Origin of the sequence: Saonia flava (assembly GCF_011927795.1) — a bacterium.
Lineage (GTDB): Bacteria > Bacteroidota > Bacteroidia > Flavobacteriales > Flavobacteriaceae > Saonia > Saonia flava.
This window is the reverse complement of record NZ_JAATJJ010000001.1, coordinates 2,730,329-2,757,158: the sequence shown is the minus strand read 5'-3', so window position 1 is coordinate 2,757,158 and position 26,830 is coordinate 2,730,329. Positions and strand designations below refer to the sequence as shown.

At 35.7% G+C, this 26,830-nt stretch carries 16 protein-coding genes; 8 read left to right on the top strand and 8 right to left on the bottom strand.

Going from position 1 to position 26,830, the window contains the following annotated elements; genetic code table 11:
* Positions 1–2: 2 nt before the first annotated feature.
* The 5 genes from GGR42_RS12020 to GGR42_RS12000 form a co-directional block, all read right to left on the bottom strand.
* Positions 3–1,166, bottom strand: a complete 1,164-nt coding sequence (locus GGR42_RS12020; protein ID WP_167964235.1) for a glycoside hydrolase family 53 protein — start codon at positions 1,164–1,166, stop codon at positions 3–5.
* Positions 1,167–1,264: 98 nt separating this feature from the next.
* The gene (locus GGR42_RS12015) at positions 1,265–2,419 is read right to left on the bottom strand and encodes a SusE domain-containing protein (protein WP_167964233.1); all 1,155 of its coding nucleotides are present in this window, start codon (positions 2,417–2,419) and stop codon (positions 1,265–1,267) included.
* 28 nt (positions 2,420–2,447) lie between these two features.
* Positions 2,448–4,034, bottom strand: a complete 1,587-nt coding sequence (locus tag GGR42_RS12010; RefSeq protein ID WP_245201443.1) for a RagB/SusD family nutrient uptake outer membrane protein — start codon at positions 4,032–4,034, stop codon at positions 2,448–2,450.
* Between the two features lie 21 nt (positions 4,035–4,055).
* Positions 4,056–7,034, bottom strand: coding sequence for a SusC/RagA family TonB-linked outer membrane protein (locus GGR42_RS12005; protein ID WP_167964228.1), 2,979 nt, complete (start codon positions 7,032–7,034; stop codon positions 4,056–4,058).
* A 282-nt stretch (positions 7,035–7,316) separates the two neighbouring features.
* Complete coding sequence (locus GGR42_RS12000; protein WP_167964226.1) at positions 7,317–11,399, bottom strand: two-component regulator propeller domain-containing protein; 4,083 nt, start codon at positions 11,397–11,399, stop codon at positions 7,317–7,319.
* A gap of 278 nt (positions 11,400–11,677) precedes the next feature.
* Between GGR42_RS12000 and galK the strand changes: the two genes are divergently transcribed.
* Genes galK through GGR42_RS11970 form a run of 6 tightly spaced genes read left to right on the top strand, consistent with a single transcriptional unit; the run spans position 11,678 to position 19,069 of the window.
* Positions 11,678–12,814 (top strand): galactokinase, encoded by a 1,137-nt coding sequence (gene galK, locus GGR42_RS11995; protein ID WP_167964224.1) that lies wholly within the window; start codon positions 11,678–11,680, stop codon positions 12,812–12,814.
* Positions 12,804–13,868, top strand: coding sequence for a UDP-glucose--hexose-1-phosphate uridylyltransferase (locus GGR42_RS11990; protein WP_167964222.1), 1,065 nt, complete (start codon positions 12,804–12,806; stop codon positions 13,866–13,868). The genes galK and GGR42_RS11990 overlap by 11 nt, the downstream gene beginning before the upstream one ends.
* Positions 13,865–16,492, top strand: coding sequence for a glycoside hydrolase 5 family protein (locus GGR42_RS11985; protein WP_167964220.1), 2,628 nt, complete (start codon positions 13,865–13,867; stop codon positions 16,490–16,492). Before GGR42_RS11990 ends, GGR42_RS11985 begins: the two co-directional genes overlap by 4 nt.
* A gap of 16 nt (positions 16,493–16,508) precedes the next feature.
* The gene (locus GGR42_RS11980) at positions 16,509–17,420 is read left to right on the top strand and encodes a 3-keto-disaccharide hydrolase (protein WP_167964218.1); all 912 of its coding nucleotides are present in this window, start codon (positions 16,509–16,511) and stop codon (positions 17,418–17,420) included.
* Between the two features lie 12 nt (positions 17,421–17,432).
* Positions 17,433–18,440: a sugar kinase gene (locus GGR42_RS11975; RefSeq protein ID WP_167964216.1), complete on the top strand. Its 1,008-nt coding sequence runs from the start codon at positions 17,433–17,435 to the stop codon at positions 18,438–18,440.
* Positions 18,437–19,069: a bifunctional 4-hydroxy-2-oxoglutarate aldolase/2-dehydro-3-deoxy-phosphogluconate aldolase gene (locus GGR42_RS11970; protein WP_167964214.1), complete on the top strand. Its 633-nt coding sequence runs from the start codon at positions 18,437–18,439 to the stop codon at positions 19,067–19,069. Before GGR42_RS11975 ends, GGR42_RS11970 begins: the two co-directional genes overlap by 4 nt.
* Before the next feature lie 99 nt (positions 19,070–19,168).
* Here the strand turns inward: GGR42_RS11970 and GGR42_RS11965 are convergent, their stop codons facing one another.
* The 3 genes from GGR42_RS11965 to GGR42_RS11955 are packed head-to-tail and all read right to left on the bottom strand — an operon-like array spanning position 19,169 to position 24,191.
* Positions 19,169–21,988, bottom strand: a complete 2,820-nt coding sequence (locus GGR42_RS11965; RefSeq protein WP_167964212.1) for a glycosyl hydrolase — start codon at positions 21,986–21,988, stop codon at positions 19,169–19,171.
* A 14-nt stretch (positions 21,989–22,002) separates the two neighbouring features.
* Positions 22,003–23,190 carry a glycine C-acetyltransferase gene (gene kbl / locus GGR42_RS11960; RefSeq protein ID WP_167964210.1) on the bottom strand — a complete coding sequence of 396 codons (1,188 nt, stop codon included), beginning with the start codon at positions 23,188–23,190 and terminating at the stop codon, positions 22,003–22,005.
* Between the two features lie 47 nt (positions 23,191–23,237).
* Positions 23,238–24,191, bottom strand: a complete 954-nt coding sequence (locus tag GGR42_RS11955; protein ID WP_167964208.1) for an NAD-dependent epimerase/dehydratase family protein — start codon at positions 24,189–24,191, stop codon at positions 23,238–23,240.
* 161 nt (positions 24,192–24,352) lie between these two features.
* On the opposite strand from GGR42_RS11955, the gene GGR42_RS11950 reads away from it, so the two are divergent.
* Together GGR42_RS11950 and GGR42_RS11945 are read left to right on the top strand one after the other, a co-directional pair.
* Complete coding sequence (locus tag GGR42_RS11950) at positions 24,353–24,814, top strand: Lrp/AsnC family transcriptional regulator (protein WP_167964206.1); 462 nt, start codon at positions 24,353–24,355, stop codon at positions 24,812–24,814.
* 83 nt (positions 24,815–24,897) lie between these two features.
* Positions 24,898–26,766, top strand: coding sequence for a helix-turn-helix domain-containing protein (locus GGR42_RS11945; protein WP_167964204.1), 1,869 nt, complete (start codon positions 24,898–24,900; stop codon positions 26,764–26,766).
* Positions 26,767–26,830 lie beyond the last annotated feature (64 nt).

Genomic DNA, 26,830 nt, shown 5'->3' with positions numbered 1-26,830 from the left:
AATTAATTATTGCTTGCGTCGTAAAAATCCATCCCCATCGTCACTTTGTTGTCATGGTCAAAAAGCGTTGCATTGTCCCAATGCGATCCTTGTGCCCATAGTGTATTACAACTTGTGGAAACCCAGGCAGGCTCCCAATAAATTAGCCCTTCTCCCCCACCTACTTCAATTTCTTCTTTTAGTTTGTTCAAATAACCCAATTGCCCTTCTTGTGTTGCCTCAAAACCTTGAACCAAAGAATCATTACCCAATACATTATTGGCTGCATCAGCATTTTCTGTTGTGAAAATATAGGCTGTTTCAACCACCATTAATCGTTTATCATAGGTGCTTTTCAAAATGCTGATTTCGTTAGAAACATCATCCAGTTCAACTTCTGACCAAACAGGATAATAGGATAGGCCAATCCAATCATAATCTGTGACCCCAGCAGCGGTAGCTTGCTCAAACCACCATGTGGCATTTTCGGGCTGGGCAATATGAAGCATTATTTCTATAATACTGGAAGCATCTCTTACAGCTTTTATCCCTTTATTTAATATAGCTGCATTTCTTGTCCAATCTATAGGCCATTCCAATTCTCCTTCCTGCAAAATCATTGCGTTAATCTCATTACCTACCTGAACAATATCTGGGGCCAAATTTTCAGTTATTAAATCTGTAAGCGTATCATAGGTGTATTCATATAATAAATTTCCCAAGGCCTCTGTATTGTCTATTTGGTCCAACCATGCGGCTGGTATTTCTTGTTTACCAGGGTCTGCCCATGTATCAGAATAATGAAAATCCAACAAGACTTTCATTCCCTCTGCCTTTGCCCTTTGTATTGATTCTTTAACATCAACTATAGCAGAATACGAAGTCCATGTAGGGTTATGCCATAAACGAATGCGCACTATATTGGCGCCTGCGTCCTTAAAAATTGTATAAGGGTTTTTTGCATTGTTGGTTGCATCGTAGTATACTGCTCCACAATCTTCCATTTCATTTACATAGGACAAATCTGCTCCAAGATAAAATTCACTAATTTCCTCTTGAACCTCCTCTTCCTTTGGCTCTTCTTTTGGATTTCCAGTTTCCCGTTCCCCTGTAGGAATATCATCTCCATTACTTGATGAACAAGATGCCACCAAACTAAACACCATCAATAACAATTTGATTTTCATTCGTTTAAAATTTTGTTGGGATTAAAAAAGGGAATAAATATTTTACCCAAACTATTATTCCCTTGATTAAAAAAGAAAGCTACTAACTAACTCAACTACTATTCTAAGGTTATTGTTTTATCTATTTCGTTTATTGTTAAAGTATATGTGCCCGGTGTCCCTATAAATTGGAAATTGGCATCACCACCACCATCATTTACCAGGTCAGGATCAATAGTAAACCCTGCATCTTCATAAAAAGCAAAATTATTATTGGTATCCCAAACATCAAACATTTGGAAAAATCTAAAAATATCATTCGTCAAAGCTATCGAAGCTGACCATATACCGGGAGTATTTTCAACTAGTACCACCGTATCGTCGTTAAAGCCCCAACCTCCTGGAACAGCACCGCCAACAGCATACAATGGACCAGAAGGAGTTAAAACTATGGTCTTGGCCACATTATCTATTGTGATTGTATAAATACCAGGTGTGCCAACAAACGCAAAGTTGTTGTCCCCATCTCCTGAGTCTTCAAAACCAGGGTCAATTGTATATCCTTCTCCAGCAAAATAAGGATAGTTTAAGCCTGTTCCCCAATCCCCTGAAACCTCAAAGAATCTGAAGGTTCCTGTATTGGACAAAGCCACTTTAATTGAAAGCACATCCATATCACAAAATACTTCACCAGCTGGAACAAAATTCCAACCAATGTCTGTAAGTGCTTCTCCAACAGCAAATATAGAGTCACATGCTCCACCAACCGGTGCTTGCTCTAGCCAAACAATACTTAAAGGTTGTCCCTCTGATATTACTTCTTCTGAAGCCGATGCACCAGTACCCAAAAATGCACGAACTCTAAAATAAACCTGCCCTGAATTATTTGGCAATCCCGTTTCGGTAGTTGTTTCGGGATCATCATCCAACCCCAATTGTTCAGCAAAATCCAGTAATTGACTTACCTGTATCGCCAAATTAGTCTCATTGGTAGAACCAACTACATCAAAACTACCAAAGGTGGGGTCAATAGAACCCTGTACCTCATAAGTGATATTGGTATCTACCCCAAAATCTGGAGCACTCCAAAGAAAACGATCGGCAATATTGTCCTCTGTATCTTCTGATAACAAATATTCACTGGCAAAAGCATTGGCAAATGCTATCCCCTCTTGAGGCAATTGGGTTTGGAATATTGGTCCAGTTTCCTCATCACAGCTATGTATTGCAAGGGAAAAAACTGCCAACAATAGGGTATAAATTACTTTTTTCATCTTTGTGGTTTTTATTTCTTTTTTCATTTTAATATCCTTCATTTTGGGTAAGGTTAGGGTTGGCCGATAAACTGGCATTTGGTATTGGAAACAATTTTCGTGATTCACTTATAGGAATGCCATTGGGCGCATTACCCTTCCATGACCAATTATAACTTGATGTATAATTATTAAACCTGATTAAATCTTGTCTTCTATGTCCTTCCCAATGTAACTCTACCAGTCTTTCTTCCAAGATTAAATCCAAGGTCAAGTCAGAAGAAGAAATAGTGTTTGGATTATTTGCCCTAGTTCTTAATTCATTGAAATAACCCACTGCTGTAGCTAGACTTCCTCCACCCCCTCTTAATTGAGCTTCAGCATACATTAAGTATACATCTGCCAATCTAAACATTGGGAAATCCGTATCCACAATTTCCGTTGCAGAAGCTGGACTGCCATCAGAATTTATGTTGGACCATTTTCCAATAACATAACCTGTTCCATTATTGTTCACAGGAATCAAATCTATTGGCCTGTCTCCAATAATTAACGTGTTTCGGTCATCTGTATCATAGGTTCCATTCAACATTAATTCTGAAAATTGACGGGTTACCCTAAGAGCACCACCCCAGCCACCAGAGCCAACACCGAAATCACCTCCGTTTTGTTCCACAGAACCAACTTGCCCATTTATCATCAATGTTGTAGGTCCATAATTTTGTGTAACAACACCATCTGACAATACTGGAAAAATTATTTCGTTTCTTGCACTGCCTTGATGATTATCGGCCATAAAGACATGTAAATAATTTGGGGCCAGTTCATATCCTGCTCCTATTATTTGCTCGCAATATTGAATACAACCCGCATACCTATTTTCTCCTATAAATACCTCTGCATTCAAATACAATTTTGCCAACAACATCCAAGCGCCTGATTTATCAACACGACCATAATCATTTTCCATAGGAGCAATCAAATCGGGAATAATAGCCATCAATTCTGACTCAATAAAAGCGAACAATTCTGCCCTATTATATTCTGGTGATTGAAAAGCGCCTATTGGGTCTTCTTCTGTGATAAACCCAGCCTTGCCAAATAAATCCATCATGTGGTAATAAGCCAATGCCCTTAAAAAACGTACTTCTGCCCTATATGTCACAATAGCATCTTTTGTTCCGGCATCCACGCCTCTAGAATCCAATACATCATCAGATGTTTGTCTTAGATACTCATTTGAAAAAGCTACCTGAGTCATTGCCCTACCAAACAATCCACGAAGAATGACATTGTCTGCTGACCAAATATTTCTATTCAATTCTCTTGTTCCAGGGTCATTTTCCCATGACCACAATACCTCATCTGTGGTAAGTTCCTGTGTATTCCAAAGACCACGACCGTATTGGCTAGTTCCTGCATCCAAGCCAGAGATATTAGAATTGTCCGGTCCTTCTGCCCCTGTTAAGGATAAGTTACCATATACGCCCGCCAATCCTTGAAGATATGACTCAGGAGTGGTATAAAAATCCTCCACCAAAAAAGTATCAGGATCTTCTGGTAGCACATCTAATTCACCCGTACACCCTATAAAAAAGAGTATACCACATGCAAAAATCATTGATCTATATTTCATAGTACTTTTCATTTTTATTTTTTAAAATCTTAGGTTAGCTCCCAATAATATTGTTCGTGCCCTTGGATAAATTGTGTTGTCAATTCCATTATCAAATACTTCTGGGTCCAAACCAGAATAATTGGTGATTGTCAGTACGTTTTGAACGCTAGAAAACAATCTAAGTGTTGATCTACTATTTAATACATCATCAAAGGTGTATCCCAAAGAAATATTATCAACTTTTAAGAAAGAAGCATTCTCCATATAATAATCGGACAAAATAACATCAGGTGTGTTTGTGAAATTTGTATCCGTTACCGTTACGGGTAAATTTGATAATACCGAGTTATTCTGAATAAGATTAAGCTGTGCCCCTGCAGAATTTACATTGTTATATACATAATTTCCGAGGCTAGCTCTTAGGCTAAAGGTCAAATCAAAACTTTTATAACCCATATTGGACAAAAGTCCCATGGTGATATCTGGTGCGCCATTTTTAAAAATATATCGGTCATCATTATTAATTATATTGTCCCCATTTAAATCGGCATAGGCACCTTCTATGGGATTACCTTGTGCATTGTATACTTGTCTGTATACATAAAATGAGTAAGGAGTGTAACCAACACGATTTATCTGTATGGTGTTACCTACTCCGCCGCCAATGTCTCCTACCAATTGATCTTGGTCAAGCGCCAATTCTTGTATTTCAGTTTCAATGTATGTGGCATTATAATTTAAAACCCAATTGAAACCATCATTTTCAGCGCTTTCAACAACATCTCCACCAATTGCAAATTCAATTCCTTGAGAGGTGAAATTTCCAATATTTTGAAAACCGGAATTACTAAAATTGGACCCATCAGAAATATCCGCGTTAGCCAATAAATCTTTGGACTCTTTGTAAAATGCATCTATTGAACCTGTAATTCTATCTTCGGCAAAGCCAAAATCAATGCCGGCATTATAAGCCACAGTTTCTTCCCATTTAATATTTTCATTTCTAAAAGATGGTATTCCAACAGGGTAATTTACGCCACCAAATTGATACTGAGAGGCAGGTAGACCCTGCACGTAACGAGACCTAAATAAGGCAGAATTGGCACGGCCAATATCTTGTTGGCCCGTAATACCCCAGCCCAACCTTAATTTTAGGGTTGATAAACCTCTGGCTTCTGGAAAGAATTCATCACTTATTTGCCAAGCAAATGCTGCCGCCGGAAAATTGCCCCAACGATTGTCTTCACTAAATCTAGAGGTGCCATCTCTTCTATAAGACAAGGTCAACAAATACTTATCTGCCCAAGAAATATTGGTCCTTGCAAACAAACCAATCAATACTAAATCTGGATCTATGTTAAGTACTGGTGCAGTATCTGCTCCATCATCCAACAATTCACCTGAAGTATATTGATTGCTATCAAATTTCTGAAAGGAATATCCCGTTGTAAGATCAAAATCAAACCTATCACCATCCTTGTCATATCTTAAATAACCATCCAGTAAAACATTTTTTTGATAGTTGGTATAGTTAGATTCTGAACCAACAATGCTTCCATCGTTTTGGGTCAATGGATTTAAATTGGAAACTTTAACATCTCCCTCTGCACGTTGTTCATCATAACCCAAATTCACAACTGCCGAAAGCTCTGGCAGAAAATGAAAACTATAATCCAATTTTAAATTTCCATAAAAACGCTTTACCTCACTAATATCATTTCTTTGCAATAGGTTAGCAACTGGATTAAATGGTGCCAAACCAACCAAATCATTTTCATCTAATACACCGTCGTCATTTATATTGGTATATTGAAAGTAGCCTCCAAAAGGTGATTTTTCATCATAAACCGGTTGGGTTGGGTCAAAACGAATAGCATTTCCTTCCTCACCAGGGGCAAACCTATTTTTCTCGAAACTACCATTTACATTTAAACTTACCTTTAAATGATCATTGAACATGTTTGGATTCAAGGATAATGACCCAGAATTTCTTTCAAATTCTGATGTAAGCCGCAGACCATCTTGCAAAGTTCTTCCAATGGATAATCTAGCGGGAACTTTCTTCAACAAAGAACCTTGGATAGATAAGTTCTGGTTGGATGTTAATGCACTTCTATAGATTTCATCTTGCCACCTGGTCTTGGCATTGCCCAAAAGCGGTACTAGATCTGGTCGTTCGTTGCTAACCAATTGCCTATATTCATCTGCAGAAAACACATCTAATGTATTAGGCACCACACTTGACCCTATGGACATATTAAGATCCACTGACAATTCTCTCTTGCCTTTTTTGGTACTGATAATTATTACTCCATTTGATGCTCTAGAACCATAGATGGCCGTTGCCGAAGCATCCTTTAGAACGGAAAAAGATTCTATTTCATTGGGATTTATGGTGCTTAAAATGGAACGGGAACCACCAATGGACACATTATCTATTGGCAGGCCATCGATTACAATAAGTGGATCATTTGAAGCTCCCAAAGAAGAACCTCCCCTAATTCTAATTGTAGAACCAGAACCTGGCTCTCCTCCTGTATTTATACTTACACCAGCAACCCTACCATTGAGTAGATTCTCTGGAGTAACAATATTACCCTGGTTAAATTCTTCCGCAGTGATTGAGGCTACTGAACCTGTTGCATCTTTCACTGTTGTTGTACCATAACCAATTACAACAACTTCATCCAGTCTTTGTAAATCTTCGTTCAAAGAAACATTGTGGTTTGTGGATGTTACCGTAATCTCTATGCGCTCAAAACCTATATAGGAAAAGATAAGCACATCTCCCATATTAGCTTCAATTTGATAATTACCATCAAAATCTGTTGATGTGCCAGTACTTGTTCCTTTTAGCACAACACTTACTCCGGGCAAAGGGTCCGCTGTTGCACCATCAGTGACTACACCAGATATTGTAACTGTCTGCCCAAATGCTGCTGCAGAAAAAACAAACATCGCCATAAGAGACAAAAAGGGTGAAAAATTTGAATAAGTTTTGGTCAATTTCATTTTCATATGGTAGTTTTTATAAAATGACTTAGCATTCCTATTTATCAATATCACATAACATTATATGTCATATTGTGTATTTGTTAAAAAAAATAAAGTATTTTTAACTATTTGGTAATATAAGTGCAATTAAACCCATTGATTTAAAATGCTAGGGTGAAGAATTCGTTTTAAGAAGGGGAGAAATTCGTTTTGAGGCTATAGTATGTATTAGATTACCAAAAAAGTAGAATTAAAAATGGTAATATTAATTTAAATGACAAGATTATTGCCAATAAAGCAACCCTATCACATCTTCTTTTGCCTTTTGTAAAATTCGGAAGGGTTCTTACCAAATCGTTGCTTAAATAGCTTACTAAAATATTTTTTATCCGAATACCCAATATTGTAAGAAGCTTCTGCCACAGTTAAGTTATACTCCTGAATGAGCTTTTTTGCCGTTTTTAATTTGTAATCCCTTACAAAATCGATGAAGGTCATCCCAGTTATGAATTTTATTTTTTTATAGAGTACAGAATGGCTCATTCCCAATTCTTGTGATATAAATTTTGCATTTAAGTTATCAGAATCCATATGTTCCTTAATAATTTCTATAATACGTTCCAAGAACTGTTTATCTGGTTGATTTAAATTTAAGTCCTCAGGAAGCGCCAATCCTTCAGACTCGAATTTTTGACGCAAAAATCTTCTTGTCTTTAATATATTATTGATTCTACTCAATAGCAACTCCTCATGAAAAGGCTTGGTTACATATTCATCCGCCCCAGTTTCATAGCCTTCCATTTTGTTCATTACGGTGGCACGTGCCGTAAGTAAAATAATGGGTATATGGCTTGTCCTAACATCAGATTTTAACTTGCGTGTAAGTGTAATTCCATTCATAATTGGCATCATAACATCACTAATGATCAAATCTGGCATATCTGCCAATGCCAAAGCATAAGCTTGCTCACCATTTTCTGCCTCAACAACATTGCATTTACCATCAAGAAGTTCCAGCATGTACTTTCTAATTTCTAAATTATCCTCAACAATTAATATTGTCTGGTTTTTTAAGCCCGAATAATCCGTTATAGAAATGTCAGCCGAAACATCATTTTGAAAGTAGTTCTCAATGACCTCATCATTACTATTCTCTTCTACCAATTCCTCTGACTTAAAATGTGAATTACCTTTTTGCAGTTCTATAGTAAATTGTGTACCTATACCTTTCTTGCTTGATACAGATATTTTACCGTGGTGCAAATCCACAATCTCTTTTGAAATTGACAAACCAAGGCCAAAACCTGTTTCATTATCTGTTTCTTCATTATCTATTTGGTAAAAACGATTGAAAATTTTATCCAATTGGTTTCTCTTCATTCCAACTCCATTATCATTGATTTTTAACTGAACATTGTTTTCATGATTTTCTATTTCCAAAGTAATCGCTCCGCTGTTTTCAGTAAATTTAAATGCATTGGAAAGTAGGTTGTATACTACTTTTTCGAACTGATTTTTATCGAACCAAAGCATAATTTGGGGGTACGAACTTCGAAATGTAAAATTGATGTTCTTTTGCAGTGATACTTCTGTAAAGGATAAGTATATTTCTTCACAAAATTTAACAAAATCTTCCTCTGATACTGATAGTTTCAATTCTTTATGCTCTAATTTTCTATAATCCAAAAGTTCATTTACCAATTGCAATAAATGGTCGCTATTTTTTTTAATTGAATCTACTGCGCTCATGTGCATACTTTTAAGGTGCACCCCATTTTTTATGAGTCTATTTACTCCCCCAAGAATTAATGTAACCGGAGTCCTAATCTCATGCGAAATATTGGTGAAAAATTGCTGTTTTAAATTGTATAATTCTGTGTCTTTTTCATGAGTTAATTTCTCCAATCGTAAGTTGTTTTTTAATTGCTCCCAAGCCACTATATATTTTCTGAATAGGTAAAATAGTCCAAGTATAAGCAGACCATATATTAGGTATGCCCACCATTGCAACCATAATGGTTTTAGTATTCTAATATTCATGGATCTGTAGTCATCGCTCCATTCACTCCCAGCAACACGGCTTTTCACCTTAAAAATATAATCCCCTGGGGAAAGATTGGTATAAGTAGAAGTATGCTCCTTACCAATATTCCTCCAGTTTTCGTCAAAATTCTCCATCTTGATCATATACTCACAGTTCGATGAAAATGGAAATAAAAGCGCAGTAAAATCAAAGGTAATTACATCTAAATCATGTTTTAAGGTAATTTGGTCTTCCGAAACAATGTTTTTATCCAATACTCCTGTCGTAGTTGGAGTGACTTCTTCATTGAAAAGCTTAAAACCTATTAATGCAACCTTGGGATTTTCATTCTTAGCGGATATTTTCTTTGGATCAAAACGGACCACACCATTTGCTTCACCAAAATACAATTGCCCATCCTCATCCTTAAAAACAGAGTTGATATGGAAATCACCTGAAAGCCTAGGAAATGTGTTAAACCGATTTGTAGCATAATTATAATTAAAAATACCTTGTTTAGTACTAAACCAAATTTTCCCATCATTGTCCTCAATAATAGAAGTAATGGTTTTATATCGTATTGCCGATTCCTTTTCAAAACGGTCAAATTGGTTTGTTGCTAGATTTAACCTGTTGATTCCCTCTCCTGAAGTACCAATCCATAAATTATTTCTACTGTCTTTATATAAAGACAATAAATTATTACTACTAGGCGAGTTTAAGTTGGTTTCACTATAGCTATAATTAGAAAACAATTCTTTTTGGGTATCAAAAACATCCAATCCACCTCCAAAAGTGGCTATCCATATCTGGTTATCTTCACTATATAATGAAATAACATTATCACTACTAATGGAATTGGCAACTGTTGTATTTTCACGATAACGTTTAAACGAACCTGTATCAATATTAAAATAATTTAACCCTCCTCCCCAAGTAGCCACCCATAAATTTCCTTTTTCATCATTTAGTGTATAACGTACGTCATTATAACTTATAGAAGTATAATCACCAGGATCATGTTTGTAACGAATGTATTCTTTAGAAGTAGGGTTATATTTAATGAGGCCATTTGTAAAAGTACCTAGCCAATACCATCCATTATTGGCTTCATTAATGCACTGTATATAATTTCCTTCTATATATTTATTATCATCTTCTTTATTAAAATAATCAACTTCTTGGTTGTTATTATCATAAATTGTTAGTCCGTTACCATCCAATCCAAAAAAAAGATAATCCTTGTTCTTAAAAATTGAGAGTACCGGGAAAGGGTTTTTACCTAAAATATCACTATACAAGAAATCAACGTTGCTTTGTCTATCCAAAATATTTATACCGGACCACGCAGTACCTATCCAAATATTAAAATCATTATCCTCCATAATTTCATAGATGGCGTTTCCTGAAAGCGAAGATTGTAGTTGTGAGCTATGGACATAATGTTTGGAAGTAGGTTCCGGAGTATTAATTCCTTGAATATGAAAAATACCACTGCCATCTGTGCCTATCCATAAATCATCATGGCTATCATGGTTAATGGATCTCACAATGTTTACCTCGGATTTTAAATTGAGTTTTTCTTCAAAAAAATCATTGAATGTTATAGAATTTATATTCAGTTCCAGAAGTCCATTTCCACTGGTACCAACCAACAAGTGGGTATCGTCTAAATACGAAATTGCGTAGATAAAATCGGTAAAATAATTTTCCCCAGAATCAATTTTTTCAAAACTGATATCTTCCTTAGTAAATCTGTTTATCCCACCCCCAAAAGTACCAATCCACAAGGCCCCTTTGGCATCCTCAAAAATACTGGTAACACTGTTATGGCTGAGAGAACTTGGATCTCTTGGATTGTGCCAGTATGAAGTGAAGGTTTCTTTTTTAGCATTAAAAAAGGACAGTCCATTTTCTGTGCCAATCCATAAATTTTGTTGTGAATCTTCGAAGACTAAATTAACCTGATTGGAGGGTAAGCTATTTTCCGAGTCCTCTGTTTTTTTATACACTTTAAAGGCATCCATTATTGGATCATAGAGATTTAAGCCGCCACCAAGAGTGGTCACCCATATCTGACCCCTACTATCTATTAGAATATCAGAAATGTCATTGGAGCCAATATTACTGTTCTCCTTATTATAGACTTTCATTTGAAAGCCGTCATATCTATTAAGTCCATTTTTAGTACCGATCCAAACAAAACCATCATTCTCTTTTACAATACTTGTTACACGTCCGTTGGATAGGCCATCTATTTGATTAATTTTTGTAAAAAGTGGTTGAGACTGCCCATATCCTATAATGCACAACATTCCAGATACCAGAAATCCCCACACTTTCTTAATGTATAACCTATTGGGCATATATAATCTCTTATTTTTTCTTATTGAACATATAATATAAGGACAAATATGCGAATCCTTAACCTAAGACTCCACCCATTCTAAGGAAAAACGAATTACTCCCCATGCAATGATGAATCCTTCTCCCTAAGTTTTTACAGTAATAGTTTTAATTGCATAAAATTACGATGTTGATAATAATTGTAGGTAATATTTTTTCATATCCCATTTATTAGATTGATTATTTGATAATTGTATGTATTCCCTATTATTAAAAATTCTCTTTTATCATAAATCTCTTGAAAAGCAAAACATTACGCAAAACAATCGAAGTAAATTCTCCTGGAAGAATCAATCTCATAGGAGAGCACATTGACTACAATGGCGGCCTAGTTCTCCCCGCTGCAATTAATCTTAGAATCAGGTTGTCATTAAAAAAAAACTATACAGATACTATTTCGGTATGGTCAGAAGATTATAAGAAAGGTTTTAAGTTGAATTTAAAATCGATTGCGCCGAGTAATCAGCAATGGGAAAATTATATTGCGGGAGTTCTCTTTTTAATTGATAAGGTTGTTCCCAACAAGTTGGAAGGTTTTGATTGCTTTATAACAAGCAAGCTTCCAATGGGCTCTGGCATAAGTTCCTCAGCAGCATTGGAATGTGGAATTGCCAAAGGCGTAAATGCCCTTTTTAATCTTGATTTGTCAGACGAGGAGCTTATTGGGATTGCACAACAGGCAGAACACTCCTTTGTGGGTACTAACTGTGGCGTTATGGACCAATATGCTGTAATAAAAGGTGTTGAAAACGGCTTTTTGTTGCTCAATTGCAACGAACATAGGCATACCATAATTCCTTCCAACCTAGGAGCCCATAAAATTGTCTTGCTCAACACCAATGTATCGCACAACCTTTCTACCAGTGAATATAATCTTAGAAGGAAAGAATGCAATCTTGCCTTAAAAAAAATACAAGAGGTGTATCCAGAATATTTGTTTCTAGCAGATGTTCCTAAGTCTGTGTTGCTAAAATTCAAAACTAAAATGGCCGTTCATTTGTTTAAAAGGGCCACTTATGTAATTGAAGAAAACCATAGAGTAAAAAAAGCTGCAAAAGCATTAAAAAAAGAAGCCTTACGAAACCTTGGGAATTTAATGTACGAATCCCATAAAGGTCTAAAAGAATTGTATGAAGTAAGTTGTGCTGAGCTTGACTTTTTGGTCGATTTTTCAAAAACATCTGAAAATGTAATCGGCTCTCGGATGATGGGCGGAGGCTTTGGTGGATGCACCATCAATTTGGTTCATAAAGATTACGCATCAGAATTCATAAATACCGCTTCAAAAGCCTATAAACAAGAATTCAATATAGAACTAACACCTACGATAGTCAAAATTGGAAATGGCGTAACAGTGCATGAATATGAAAACTGATATAAATACCGTACCTCACAGGCGTTATAATATCTTAACGGGAGAATGGATATTGGTTTCGCCACAGAGAACAAAAAGACCTTGGCAGGGAAAAAGGGATAAGAACATTGTACTTCCACAAGTGGTTTATGATGAAAATTGTTATTTATGCCCAGGTAATACAAGGGCCAGTGGCCCAAAAAATGCAAACTATGACAGCACCTACAGTTTTACAAATGACTTTTCTGCCATTTTACCAGAAATTGAAAGCTCTACTGTTGAAAATGGCTTTCTAATAGCTAAGACGGAAACCGGAAAATGTAAGGTTATCTGTTTCTCTCCCAACCATTCACTAACCCTTCCCATTATGTCCATTAAAGAAATAGCCGCGGTAGTTAGGCTGTGGATACAAGAATATTTTTCATTAGCTATGGACCCAACTATTAATCACGTACAGATTTTTGAAAACAAAGGAGCTACTATGGGTTGTAGCAATCCACACCCCCATGGACAAATATGGTCACAATCATCTATTCCAACCGAAGTTCTAAAAAAACAACAAAACCAAAAAAAATATTGGAATACCCATAACAAAAGCCTTTTACAAGATTATATTAATCAAGAATTGGATTTGGATAAACGTATTATATACACTAATGAACATTTTGTGGTATTGGCACCTTATTGGGCTATATGGCCTTATGAAACCATGATTGTCCCCAAAAAACATTATGCCCATATTGGTTGTCTTAATAATGAAGAACAAATTGCATTTGCAGAAAGTATAAAAGTAATTACAACTAAATATGACAACCTTTTTGAAACTTCTTTTCCATATTCAGCTGGCATCCATCAGAGCCCTACAGATGGGACAAACCATGATGAGTGGCATTTTCATATGTCTTTTTACCCACCTTTATTACGTTCGGCAGAAGTAAAAAAATTTATGGTAGGGTATGAAATGTTTGCCGATCCACAACGCGACATAACCGTGGAGCAGGCAGTTGAAACCTTAAAAAAACTACCCGTAGAACATTATAGTTTATCAACTAAATCAAATACTCTTTTACAATGAAAAAAATAGCTTTTATTACTCAAAAACCAATGAGTGGCATATTTTCAGTTACTGTACTCATTTTTACCTTTTTTTTCTTTTCAGGAATAACCAATCTAGTAGCACAAAACAATAAAAAAGATGTATATGTGGATAGTAAAGGGGTAATGCATTGGGGCGATACAAAAAAAGAAGTAAAAGGCTTCGGTGTAAATTATTCCACCCCTTTTGCACATGTATATCGTTCTGCGAAAAGGATGGGAATTGACCCAAAAGAAGCCATGGACAACGATGTTTATCATTTGTCTAGATTGGGATTTGACCTCTATCGTATTCATGTTTGGGATACCGAAATAAGTGACACTTTGGGTAATCTCATTGAAAATCAAAACCTTGATATGTTTGATTATTTATTAAAAAAACTTAAAGACAAGGGGTTCAATTTTATGATTACACCAATTGCCTTTTGGGGCAATGGATGGCCAGAACCGGATGATGAAACCCCTGGATTTTCTCATAAATATGGTAAAGGTGACTGCTTACATAATCCAGACGCCATTAAAGCGCAGCACAATTATTTGGAACAATTTTTAAACCATGTAAACCCATATACCGGTGTGGCTTACAAAGATGAGCCCAATATGATTGCTTTTGAAATAAGCAATGAACCCCATCACAGGGGCGACGCAGAAAAAGTAACCGACTTTGTTTCTGGAATGGTACAGGCAATGCGAAAAACAGGATTGAAAAAGCCTATTTTTTATAATATAAGCCACGGGGTGCATTTTGCCAATGCCTATTTTAATGCAGGCATTCAAGGAGGTACATTTCAATGGTACCCAACAGGTTTGGGCTATCAACGTGAGCTGCCTGGAAACTCTCTCCCTAACGTAAATGATTATGATATCACTTTTGATGAAACCATTAAAAAACACCAGGCTGCAAAATTGGTCTATGAATTTGATGCTGCTGATGTTGGACGCTCCTATATTTATCCTGTAATGGCTCGAAGTTTTAGGGAAGCAGGAATACAAATTGCAACCCACTTCGCATATGACCCAACGTTCTTGGGACATGTAAATACAGAGTACAATACACATTACATGAACTTGGCATATACACCACAAAAAGCCCTGTCGCTAATGATAAGTTCAGAGGTTTTTCATGAAATACCCATGTATTCCAATTTTGGAACCTATCCCCTTAATCTAACTTTTGATAATTTTAGTGTAAGCTATTCAAAAGATTTGGCTCAATACAATTCCCCGGAAAAATTTATTTACACCAACTCAACCATTAGTTTACCTGCCAATGAGAGGAAATTGAAAACCATTGCAGGTTATGGCAATTCTTCTGTAGTAAAATATGATGGATTGGGCTCTTATTTTTTAGATAAGATCGAAAAAGGTCTATGGAGATTGGAAGTAATGCCCGATGCAGTATGGGTAGATAATCCCTTTGGAAGAAACAGTCCAAAAAAAACGGTTGGGGTGATAAAGTGGGCTCCACATACCATGAAAATATCCCTAAAAGACCTAGGAGATGATTTTTCTATAACACCAATAAATAAAGATAATTCTTATCTTCCAAAAATAGAAAATTCTCGTTTTACAATACAACCTGGAACATATGTACTAAGAAGCCCCTGGAATACCAATAAAAAGTGGTCAGCTGATGATACTTTTAAATACAATAAACTTGGTGATTTTTATGCTCCTAAAACCAACATCACGGATCCATGGTTTAAACATGAGCCTCCAAAATCTGTGGTTGAAAAAAATCCGTTGACACTAACGGCACAATATATTGCTCCACAAGAACCAATACAAATACAATTGTTTATGGGTGGGTTTGGCAATGACCCTATTGATATGGAATCCAACGGTGACTATACCTATTCAGCTACTATTCCAGCAGATCAAATCAATGCTGGTTATTTTAACTATAACATTATTGTAAAAACTGATGAAGGCAGTTATATGACTTATCCCGCAGGAAAGGAAGGAAGGCTTTTCGATTGGGATTATTTTGACCGTGACCCATATGAAATTACCGTAAAACCCAAAGAACACCCGATTACACTGTTCAATGCAAAAACAGATGTAGATGTTTTAGTACGGCCATGGAGAAGCGGATTTAAATTGGTCCCCACAACTCGGTCTGGTGTTGCCGAATATGAAATGAATATTGAGCAACTTTTCATCCCCGACAATGAAAATTTAAATGCCCAACCTATATACGATTATAGCTTTAAACATTTTGTAATCAATGAATTAAAAGCCAACAAAGAAAACCTTGATAATAAAAAACACCTCGTATTACATGGCAAATCTTTAAACAATAAGGCATGTAAACTCCAAATAGCAATGGTCCTGACAGACGGTTCCGCTCATGGAAAAACAATAGAAATTAAGCCTAATGTTGATGATTATTCAATTTCTTTGAGCGAGCTAAAACCGGTAAAAACAGTTACCTTACCAAGACCATATCCGAGTTTTTTACCTTATTATCTGGTTCATAACATAAATTCTAGTTTTGATATTCATGAGGTCGAAAGTCTTCAATTCTCAATAGGGCCAGGAATTCCAGAAAATGAACTACAAGATAAACACGGTATTGCAATAACAAGTGTTAGATTAGAGTAATTAAAAAAATTAACCCATGAAAAATCAGCTGTTCCTTTTGTTTTTTACCTTATCACTTTTTTCGTGTAAGAACAAGAAAGAGGCGGTTCTTGAAAAAAGCACCTATGATTCCGCCAAAGAGGAATGGATTTCACTTTTCAATGGAAAAGATTTAACAGACTGGGATATTAAGTTTTCCAACCAAAAGTTAAACGTAAATTACAAAAATACCATTCGTATAGAAGATGGTATTTTTCGGGTGGTTTATGATGAATATGAAGAATTTAATGATGCTTACGGGCACGTTTATTACAAAGAACCTTTTTCCTACTATAAGATACGTTTTGATTATAGATTTACTGGAGAACAAACCAAAGGTGGTGCCGATTGGAATGTAAGAAACAGTGGGGTAATGTTCCATTCACAATCCGCAGCCAGTAATAGTTTTGGACAAGACTTTCCTGTTTCTATAGAATTACAACTTTTGGGCGGATTAAGTAATGGGGAAGAGCGTCATACGGCAAATTTATGTACTCCAGGAACGGCTTTTGAAATTAATGGAAAGCTAAACTATGACCATTGTTATGATTCCAATTCCAAAACTTATAATGGAGACCAATGGGTTAGTGTAGAAGCAATAGTTTTAGGCAATGAGTCCATTACGCATATAGTTGAAAAAGACACTGTCCTAGTGTTTCAAAAACCACAAATAGGAAGTGGTAATATGATGGAAGATCTAGAAAATTTTGGAGTTGAAAATAAAGAAGAATGGCTCGCCAAGGAAGGGGCTATGCTACATGAAGGATATATTGCTTTGCAAGCAGAAAGTCATCCTATCGACTTTAAGAACTTAGAATTGCTTAACTTATGTGGCTGTAAAGATCCAAAAGCCAATAATTACAAAGCCTATTATGTAAAGGCAGACCAAAGTACTTGCACTTATGACTAAAATAACAACAATATGAGTTTCCTTTGTTTTGGAGAAATCATGCTAAGATTAACCCCAAACGACAAGCATGATAAAATATTTAAATCCAATATGTTTCAAGCAAACTATGCCGGTTCTGAATCCAATGTTGCATCTTCCCTTGCTTTATTGGGCAACCAGGTTCAATTTGTCTCCAAACTTCCCAACAACCAACTAGGTGATTCTGCAATTAGTTCTCTCCAAAGTTACGGAGTAGACACTAGTTCCATCATTGCTGGAGGCAATAGAATTGGCACTTATTTTATAGAACTTGGGTCGTCTATTAGGCCTTCAAAGGTGCTATATGACAGAACCGGTTCTGCCATCAGCGAGATTAAAGAAAATGAATTTGATTGGAATATCCTTCTCAAAGGAAAAAAATGGCTTTTTGTCTCTGGAATAACACCGGCTTTATCCAAACAATGTCTTCTAGAAACCATTAAAATTGTGAAAACAGCCAAAACTTTAGGAGTCAAAGTAAGTTTTGACATGAATTATAGAAGGACATTATGGTCCAGCTCTAAAAAGGCACGTTCCTGTTTTGACCAGATTCTTGAAAACACGGACTTATTATTTGGAAACATTGGTGTTTTAAAGGATGTCTATAATATGGATTTCAAAGGTTCAGATGACATAGAAAAAACTATTGAAGCCATATCACTAACGAAAAAACAATTTGGAATAGCAAAATTGGCATTTACATGCCGCAACCATCTATCTGCCTCATTAAATGAGATTTCTGGTGTTTATTTAGAAGGAAACGGAGTACTGGTTTCCAAGAGGTACACAGTCAATATTCTGGACAGATTTGGAACAGGGGATGCTTTTGCCGCGGCCTTTCTTCATGCAACGGAAAAAAAATGGGATTCTCAAAAAAGACTGGAGTATGCCGCAGCAGCTTTTGCTCTTAAACATACTATAAATGGAGACCAACATCTTAGCAATGAGAATGAAATTATTCATATAATGAACGGTAATATATCTGGACACGTACTACGATGAAAAAGAAAGACATTATAGATATTATTGAAAAAGAAAAAATTGTTGCCATTGTTCGTCTTAATGATGTCTCTAGAATTGATGAAATTGTGCAAAGTCTAGTTTCTGGTGGAATCAAAACGATAGAAATAACGTCAAATACTCCAAGTTATTTAAACGAAATTAAAAAAATAAAAAGTCTATATCCGGAAATACTTATTGGAGCGGGAACAGTAGTTAGTTCCAAAATTGCAAAAAAAGCAATAGACGCAGGCGCTCAATTTTTGGTTACACCAAATTATAATTTAAAAATTATAAAGCATGCCCATCGCAATAACATTCCTGTTCTAATGGGTGCGCTTACGCCAACTGAGATCAACTTAGCAATTGAAAATGGTGCAGATTTCATTAAAATTTTCCCAGCTGGAGCTATGGGACTGGATTATTTTAAGGCTATTAGAGCCCCTTTTAACAAAGCAAAGTTTATTCCTGTTGGAGGTATTGACATCCAAAACATTCAGGATTGGTTTTCCGCAGGGGCAGTTGGTGTAGGCCTAGGGAGTAATCTAGTACAACCATTGAAGAAAAATGAAGATGCAAAACTTATAGAAAATACGGCAAGAAAGCTTGTTACGTTAATTAACCAACTTTAATCCTTAGCTCCTTGGAAAAACCTTATTTCTTAATAGGATAGTATCCCATAAAGTTACAGTAAATACTGATATTTTTAATACATAAAACAAAGTCCTCTTTTAAACTATTCTAACAGGGCCCAGAATCCCCATTGGATAATACTCTTGGCGGTTGGTCCAGCTTTGGGCAACCAGATTGTCTTTTTGGCTTTTAACATAATTGCCTATAATTGTAGTTAATTTAATCGACAACTTATTTTCTCCGGTTTTTAAGGCACTTCCAATATCATATATATGGGCTCCATACCATTTTTCCCCAATAAGATTCCCATTTAGTGTCAATTCCGATATCCCCTGAACATCTCCCAAATCTATGTATTGGTATTTGGTTGGGTCTACACTAAATGTTTTTTCATATATAACCTCTCCTGCAAATTCCTTGGTTTGGTCGTCTTCCGTAAGATTGACCAAAGTTTCTATTTGCATGTCCTTTTTTTCTCCGCTTATATGGCTTAACTGTAAATTCCAAGCTCCTACCAACTCTTTGCCTTTTTTGTTATAATCCATAGCTGGGAATTCTTTTCCATTGGAATTTTCATCAAACACAATTAAAACTGAAGTAGCGCGGGGAATTTCCAAATCAATCCCATTGTTTTTACCATTGGTGGGATAACGCATTTTTTTACCTGTTTCAGGATTCCATAACCAAGGGGAAAGATAATTTTCTACATTAAATTCTGCTTTCACTGAAATGTGTTCCGACAAGCTTGTGTTTGTTATGAAAAAAAATGGATTCCCCTCCAGCAAATAATTGGACTGACTTAAATATTTATGGGTTTTGATAAATCTAACATAAGGTTTAAGTCCCAAATCAACTTGTAGTTTTCCGTACCATTCAATAAGATTATCTTTTGGAGCTGGGTATAAAACAACATTGGTTTTATCAAACAAATCCTCCACAATTTGCTTTACTTTAGAATCTGCACTATCACCATTTTTATATGTTGGTGATTTAAACGGTTTCTTTCCTATGAAAACAATTCTACCACCGTTATCGGCAAATTTGGCCAAAGATTCAGCAGTTTTTACATCCAAAGTTTCAAACTCTGGTAACAATATTGTGGAATAAGTGCGCTCATTATAAAGCATACTTCCATTCTCAAAAGTGGATGTATTGATGATGTTTTCACTTACATAATCACAGGCACCACCATTCTGGTGTATGGCTTCCCATAGGTTATTTTGATATTCAGGATACCATTCCTGTGGAAATGGATCACGCTGTGGTCCTTTTTTAAGCCATAAATCTGTCAATGGCTGAAGAATGGCAACATTTGCCTGTGGTACTGCATTTTGTAAAAGATATGAAATGCGCGCTTTATAATCGGTCCATTTCCTAAAGTAGGGCCACCAAGTATTTTTCTCATTAAAATAAGCACCATAGCGTATCCAACCAGGGAACGGTGCCTCTAAAGGGGAATAGTTAAACCCATGTAAAATAGAATGGTTCACCCCTGATATATTGCTTTGGTCTCCTGCAACTTTAATATTTTCCAAAGTCGCCATGAATGCCATTTCGGTATTCGTTATTTCTTCACAGCTCACTATTTTTTTTCCTGCCAAAACAGCCCCAGATGAAACATATTTATTACACATCCGTGGTGCACGCCCTTTTAATCCTGTATCTGGATATTCTCTTCCCACATCCTTGAACAACCAAGTTTCACACTCAGGAATATCTATTTCCATACTTGCTTCCAAGGGGTGCATTCCCCTACCATAAGCCTGCATTCTGGATTTTACATTATTGGCATGGCACCAGTTATTAAAAGTATCTATGAACCGTTCTTTAAAAAGTTCTATCCTAGTTTTATAAAAATCCAGGTCTACCCTTTTAATTTCCTCAACGACCTCATCGGAAAACTTTGTTCCATATTCTTCATTTAATGGGTTTCCCATATGCCCTACTTTCTTTAGGACAAATGGAAGATAGGGCAATAACGAGTACCCTCTCCTCTTTTCAAATTCATCGGGGAGATCATCGTTCCAGTTGGCCCCTTCCAGTTCCATACTGTCACAGAACATTGCTCGGATATGGGTCCCCATATCACCCACCTTATCCACAATAAATTTGGAAATTCTATTTAGATAAGCTTCTGTAGCAACTTTGCTATAATGGTTCAATACAGGTCCAGCTGCCCCAGGGGCTCCATTTATTACGGCCATATATCCTGTAAGTTTAACAACATAGTATAACACATAGTCCCCTTTTGGGACGTCAACAACCAACTCTTCGTTACTAATATTACCCATTAAATCCTTGCCTTCCATAAATGCATTGGCACTCTTTGGAAGCAATCTAACCATCAACAAATCTTTATAGACCAACTTGTTCTTTGAATGAAGATTTGGATCCACCTTATCCAATAAATCCTTTAGTATAAAATGTTCCTTTGCACCGCCTTTTACATCCAACGTTTCTATAGTTACCATTTGTGACTGCTCTTCTTTTTTCAAGAATTCACCGCCAAAAGGCCAGCCAGAACCTACTATCATATCACAGACCAATCCACGTTCCTTAGCTCCCACCAAAGCTGTTTGCAACATCTCCAACCAGTCATCTTCAAAAATGGTCAACGCCTTATATTCCATGGGATCTGCACCATGGGGAAAAGCTATTGGATTAATTTCCACACCACCTATTCCAGCTGCTTTCATTACATCTAGCTCCCGTAATATTTCCTGTTTTGTAAGCCTATTGCCATTCCACCACCAGCGAACAAAAACCCTGGAATCGTTGGGAGGGTTTTTAAAACCCAAGAAAAGTTCTTCACTATTTTTACCCTCAATTGCTGGGTTGACACATCCCAAAAAGGAATTCACAAAAATCACCCCAGATGTTGCTGCTATACTGTTCTTAACAAAGTCTCTTCTTTTCACAGGAATTTAAATCTTTATATTACCTTCAACTCTTTACCTACTTTTACAAATGCCTTTACTGCCTTCTCTATATGTTCTTTTTCATGTACAGCCGATAATTGCACTCGTATTCTTGCTTTCCCCTTTGGTACAACTGGATAGAAAAAACCTATAACATAGATTCCTTCTTCCAATAGCATGTCTGCAAATTTTTGTGCGAGTGCTGCCTCATATATCATTACCGGAACAATGGGATGGCTGCCTTCTACAATATCAAATCCAGCTTTGGTCATTTCTGATCTAAACAAAATGGTGTTATCTTCCAATTTATCCCTAAGTTCAGTAGTTGAGCTCAACATATCTAACACCTTAATAGAGGCACCAACAATACTTGGCGCCAAAGTATTGGAAAACAAATACGGTCTGGAACGTTGTCTGAGCATTTCCACAATTTCCTTTCTCGCCGCTGTGAATCCTCCTGATGCCCCTCCAAGGGCCTTCCCATAGGTACCTGTTATTATATCTATACGACCCATAACATTTCTATGCTCGTGGGTTCCCCTTCCTGTTTTCCCTATAAATCCGGTAGAGTGGCATTCATCAACCATAACCATTGCTCCATATTCTTCTGCAAGGTCGCATATCTTATCCAATTGCGCTATGGTTCCGTCCATTGAAAATGAACCATCGGTAACTATTAATTTTCTCCTAGAGTCCTTTGACAGTATTAATTGTTCCTCCAAATCTTGCATATTGTTGTGTGTGTATCTAAAACGCTTTGCTTTACACAATCTAATACCATCTATTATGGAGGCATGGTTTAAAGCATCTGAAATAATTGCATCTTCAGCACCAAGAAGTGGTTCAAAAACACCCCCATTGGCATCAAAAGCGGCAGCATATAGAATACAATCTTCCATCCCAAGAAACTCAGCTGTTTTCCTTTCCAACGTTTTGTGTATATCTTGGGTGCCACAGATAAAACGAACTGAAGACATTCCATACCCATGCGAATCTATAGCCGCTTTACTTGCTTTAACAACTTCTGGATGAGAAGAAAGTCCCAAATAATTATTTGCACAAAAATTCAATAAATGTTTAGAGGTTTCAGTATCAATTACAGCCCCTTGGGAAGTAGTAATAACTCTTTCCGACTTATATAGACCTTCGTTTTTTATTTCTTCAAGTTCTTTTTGAAATTCTCGCTTAATATTTGAAAACATATATTTTATATTTATGAAATTGACAATACAATAAGGCATTAACCCCCTTACTTGGACACAACATTATATCTTTCTTTTAGTTTATAGACCATAACATTAGTTATTTTTTCCATATCATATTCTGGTCTCCAACCCCAATCTTGTTTGGCTTCTTTATCATTTATTGTTTTTGGCCATTTTGATGCAATATCCTGTCTATGATCGGGAACATAATTTACTTCAAAATTTGGATAAATTTTTCTAATTGATGACACAACTTCTTCTGGTGAAAAGCTTATCCCAGAAATATTATAAGATGTTCTCACCTTAATACTCTCTTTGGGAGCATCCATCAATTCTAAAGTGGCCCTAATGGCATCATCTATAAAAATCATGGGCAAAGTGGTTTTCCCATCCAAAAAGCAGGTAAATGGTTTCTCTAAAACAGCACTATGAAATATCTCTACCGCATAATCCGTGGTCCCTCCCCCAGCATTGGATTGGTACCCTATAACTCCTGGATATCTTAAAGACCTAACATCCAGGCCATATTTGGAAAAATAATACAGTCCCCAATTTTCACCGGCTACTTTACTTATACCATAAGAGGTTAGTGGATGTAAGGGTTCATTGTTACATGTGTTTTCCTGTGATGCCCCTTCTCCAAAAACAGCAATTGTGCTTGGAAAAAACACCTTGTCCATGCCATTGTGTCTGGAAACCTCCAAAACATTCAATAATGCCTTCATGTTCACTCCCCATGTATGCAAAGGGTCTTTTTCTCCATTGGCAGACAGTATCGCAGCCAAATGATATATCTCCCCAATATGATATTTAAGGACAACTTTCTCCAGGGCCCGTACATCGGTAGCATCCAATATCTCAAAAATTCCATCATAATTTTCCCTAGGTCTTAAATCTGAAGCAACAATATTTTCCTTTCCATATTTAAGTTGAAGTGACTGTGTTAATACAGTTCCCAATTGTCCATTGGCTCCAATTACTAAAATTGTTTTTTTCATTCCTGTCTACAAGCATTATTTCTTGCTAAAAATAAACAAAACAATTATTAAATGTTATTATTTATAGTATTACAGTTAATTTTATTGACAAACTATATTTTAAACATTTTTTTTACTTTATATTACATTCAATTGTAAACGACATCAACTTTGTACTACATATGGAACAACTGGATGAAACCGATATCACCATTCTTAGGATTTTACAAAAAAATGCCAAAAAAACTGCAAAGGAAATTGCGCAAAGTCTTAATTTGACTATATCTCCCGTGTATGAACGTATCCGAAGATTGGAAAAACAAGGTTATATTAAAAAATATGTTGCACTGTTGGATAAAAAGCGCATTAACCTTCCCGTAACAGCTTTTTGCCAAGTTTCCATGAGATATCATGATGAAGCTTTTATTGAAAAATTTGAAACCCAAATACAAAGCTTAAAAGAGGTACAAGAATGTCATCATATGGCAGGTAAAATAGATTTTATTTTAAAAATCAATATAAGAAGTCTTGAAGATTATCATGATTTTATAAAGCATAAGCTTTCCAAAATTGAAAACATCGGGGTTTTAAATAGCTCATTCGTGCTTAAAGAAATAAAGCATAATTCGGAATATAATATATAGTCCCTCTTTATACTGGCGATATCCATTTTTAGAAAAAATAACCTAAGTTTAATTTGTACTTTTAAAAGCTTAAAAGAATTCCTTTGAAACATCTACCCAAAATATTATTGTTCTTATCCCTATCCATAAATTGCTTTTTTCTACACGCACAAACAAACCAACAAGATTCTATAAAAATCTCTTTTGACAGGATAAAGGAATTAATTGAGAATAAAGATAGGTACCGCGATGATTTTGCAACCTCAAAATTTCTTTTGGACAAAATGGAAAAAACCAAAGGAAAGGAAAAAGTAAATGTATTACTAAAGCTTTGCATTTTAAATGAATACGAAAATATTGACTTAGCCAAAAAATATAACCGAGAGGCCCTAGAACTATCCAAAAATATTGGGGATAAACAAGGTGAATACAAGGCAAGGTACAAGCAAGCATATTTGTCTTTTATACAAGGGGATTTTTATAATTCCATGGGGCTAATACAGGAAATAGAAAAAATAATTAGCTATGAAAAATTTCCTGAGACCTTTGCAGACTTAAAAACATTAAAATCGGATATCCATACAGAAAAAGGAGAATACGATAAAGCTCTAGAGACTGGTCTAAACTTGTTGGACACTGCGGAAAAAACCAATAATGAATACATTCTTATGAAAGCCCATGCGGCTTTATCCCATTATTACCTAAGAATTGAAAACTATAAAAAATCTTTAAGCCATTGTCTCGGAGGCTTGGACTACTTAATAAAAGACAGGCAAGTACATATTCTATTCCAAAAGGTAGATGAAATAGCCAGGATGTCCGCAAAGTTGAACAATATCAATGGAGCATTGGAAGCATATTCCTTTTATTTAGAAATGGAAAAGAAAGTATATCCGCCTGGAAGTTACATACAAAGTATTGTTTATATGAACATGGCAGATATTTATATGGTCAATGGGGAGCTTACAAAAGCTCAAGATTATTTGTCCCAAGCCTTAACCATGAACTTTGAGAACAATTATAGATTTAGAATTCCAAGAGCCCTAATATTGCAAGCTGAACTCCACTTAAAAAATGGTGATACAACCAATGCAATCTTAAACTACGAGAAAAGTATTGAAGCTGCTGAAAATATTGATGCATTCGATGTTATAAAATCCAACAGTCTTGTTTTAGTTGATTTGTACGAGAAAGTTAATGAGCCTTCGAAAGTCTATGAATACAAAACATTGCACAAAGCCATTAAAGATTCACTGTTTACCAATGAAAAAGAGCAAAGAATAATAATTTTAGAAACAAGAAGAAAGATTAAAGAAGTTACCCAAAAACAAAAAATATTAGAGCTAGAAAATGTAGCCCACCAAGCCAAACTAAACACCATAACAACAATACTAACATTTATACTGATCATTACTGCATTTGTTATTTTCTCATATGTAAAAGTAAAAGAGAAAAATAAGTTGTTATATAGAAGAACTATTGAACTTGCTGAAATTCAATTAAAAATAGAGGATGACAATCAAAAAAAGAAGATTCAAAAAAAGAAGGCCCTACAAAAAAATTTGTCCCAAAAAACAAACACCTCAATAGACTCCAATATAAAAGATATTATATTGGATAAACTTGAAAAACTTGAAGAGGAAAATTTCTTTATTGACTCAAATTGCAATCTACACCAACTATCGGAAAAACTAAAAACAAATTCTAAATACCTGTCCCAAGTAATAAACCAAGAAAAAGGTTCCAACTTCAATAATTATATCAATGAGCTAAGAATAAATTATTTATTAGGAAAATTACTTAAAGACAAGGAATTTAGAAATAGTAAATTAAGTTACATTGCTGTTTCGGTGGGCTACAATAATTTAAACACTTTTAATGCTGCATTTAAAAAGAGACAAGGAATCTTACCTTCTTACTTCATCAATGAGCTTAACAACGAGTCCAACATAAATGAGAGTAAGTTGGTCTAATATATTTGGGCAAAAAATGTAAATCTCCTTTAGAATAGTCTCTATATCAAACATGAAAGGTAAT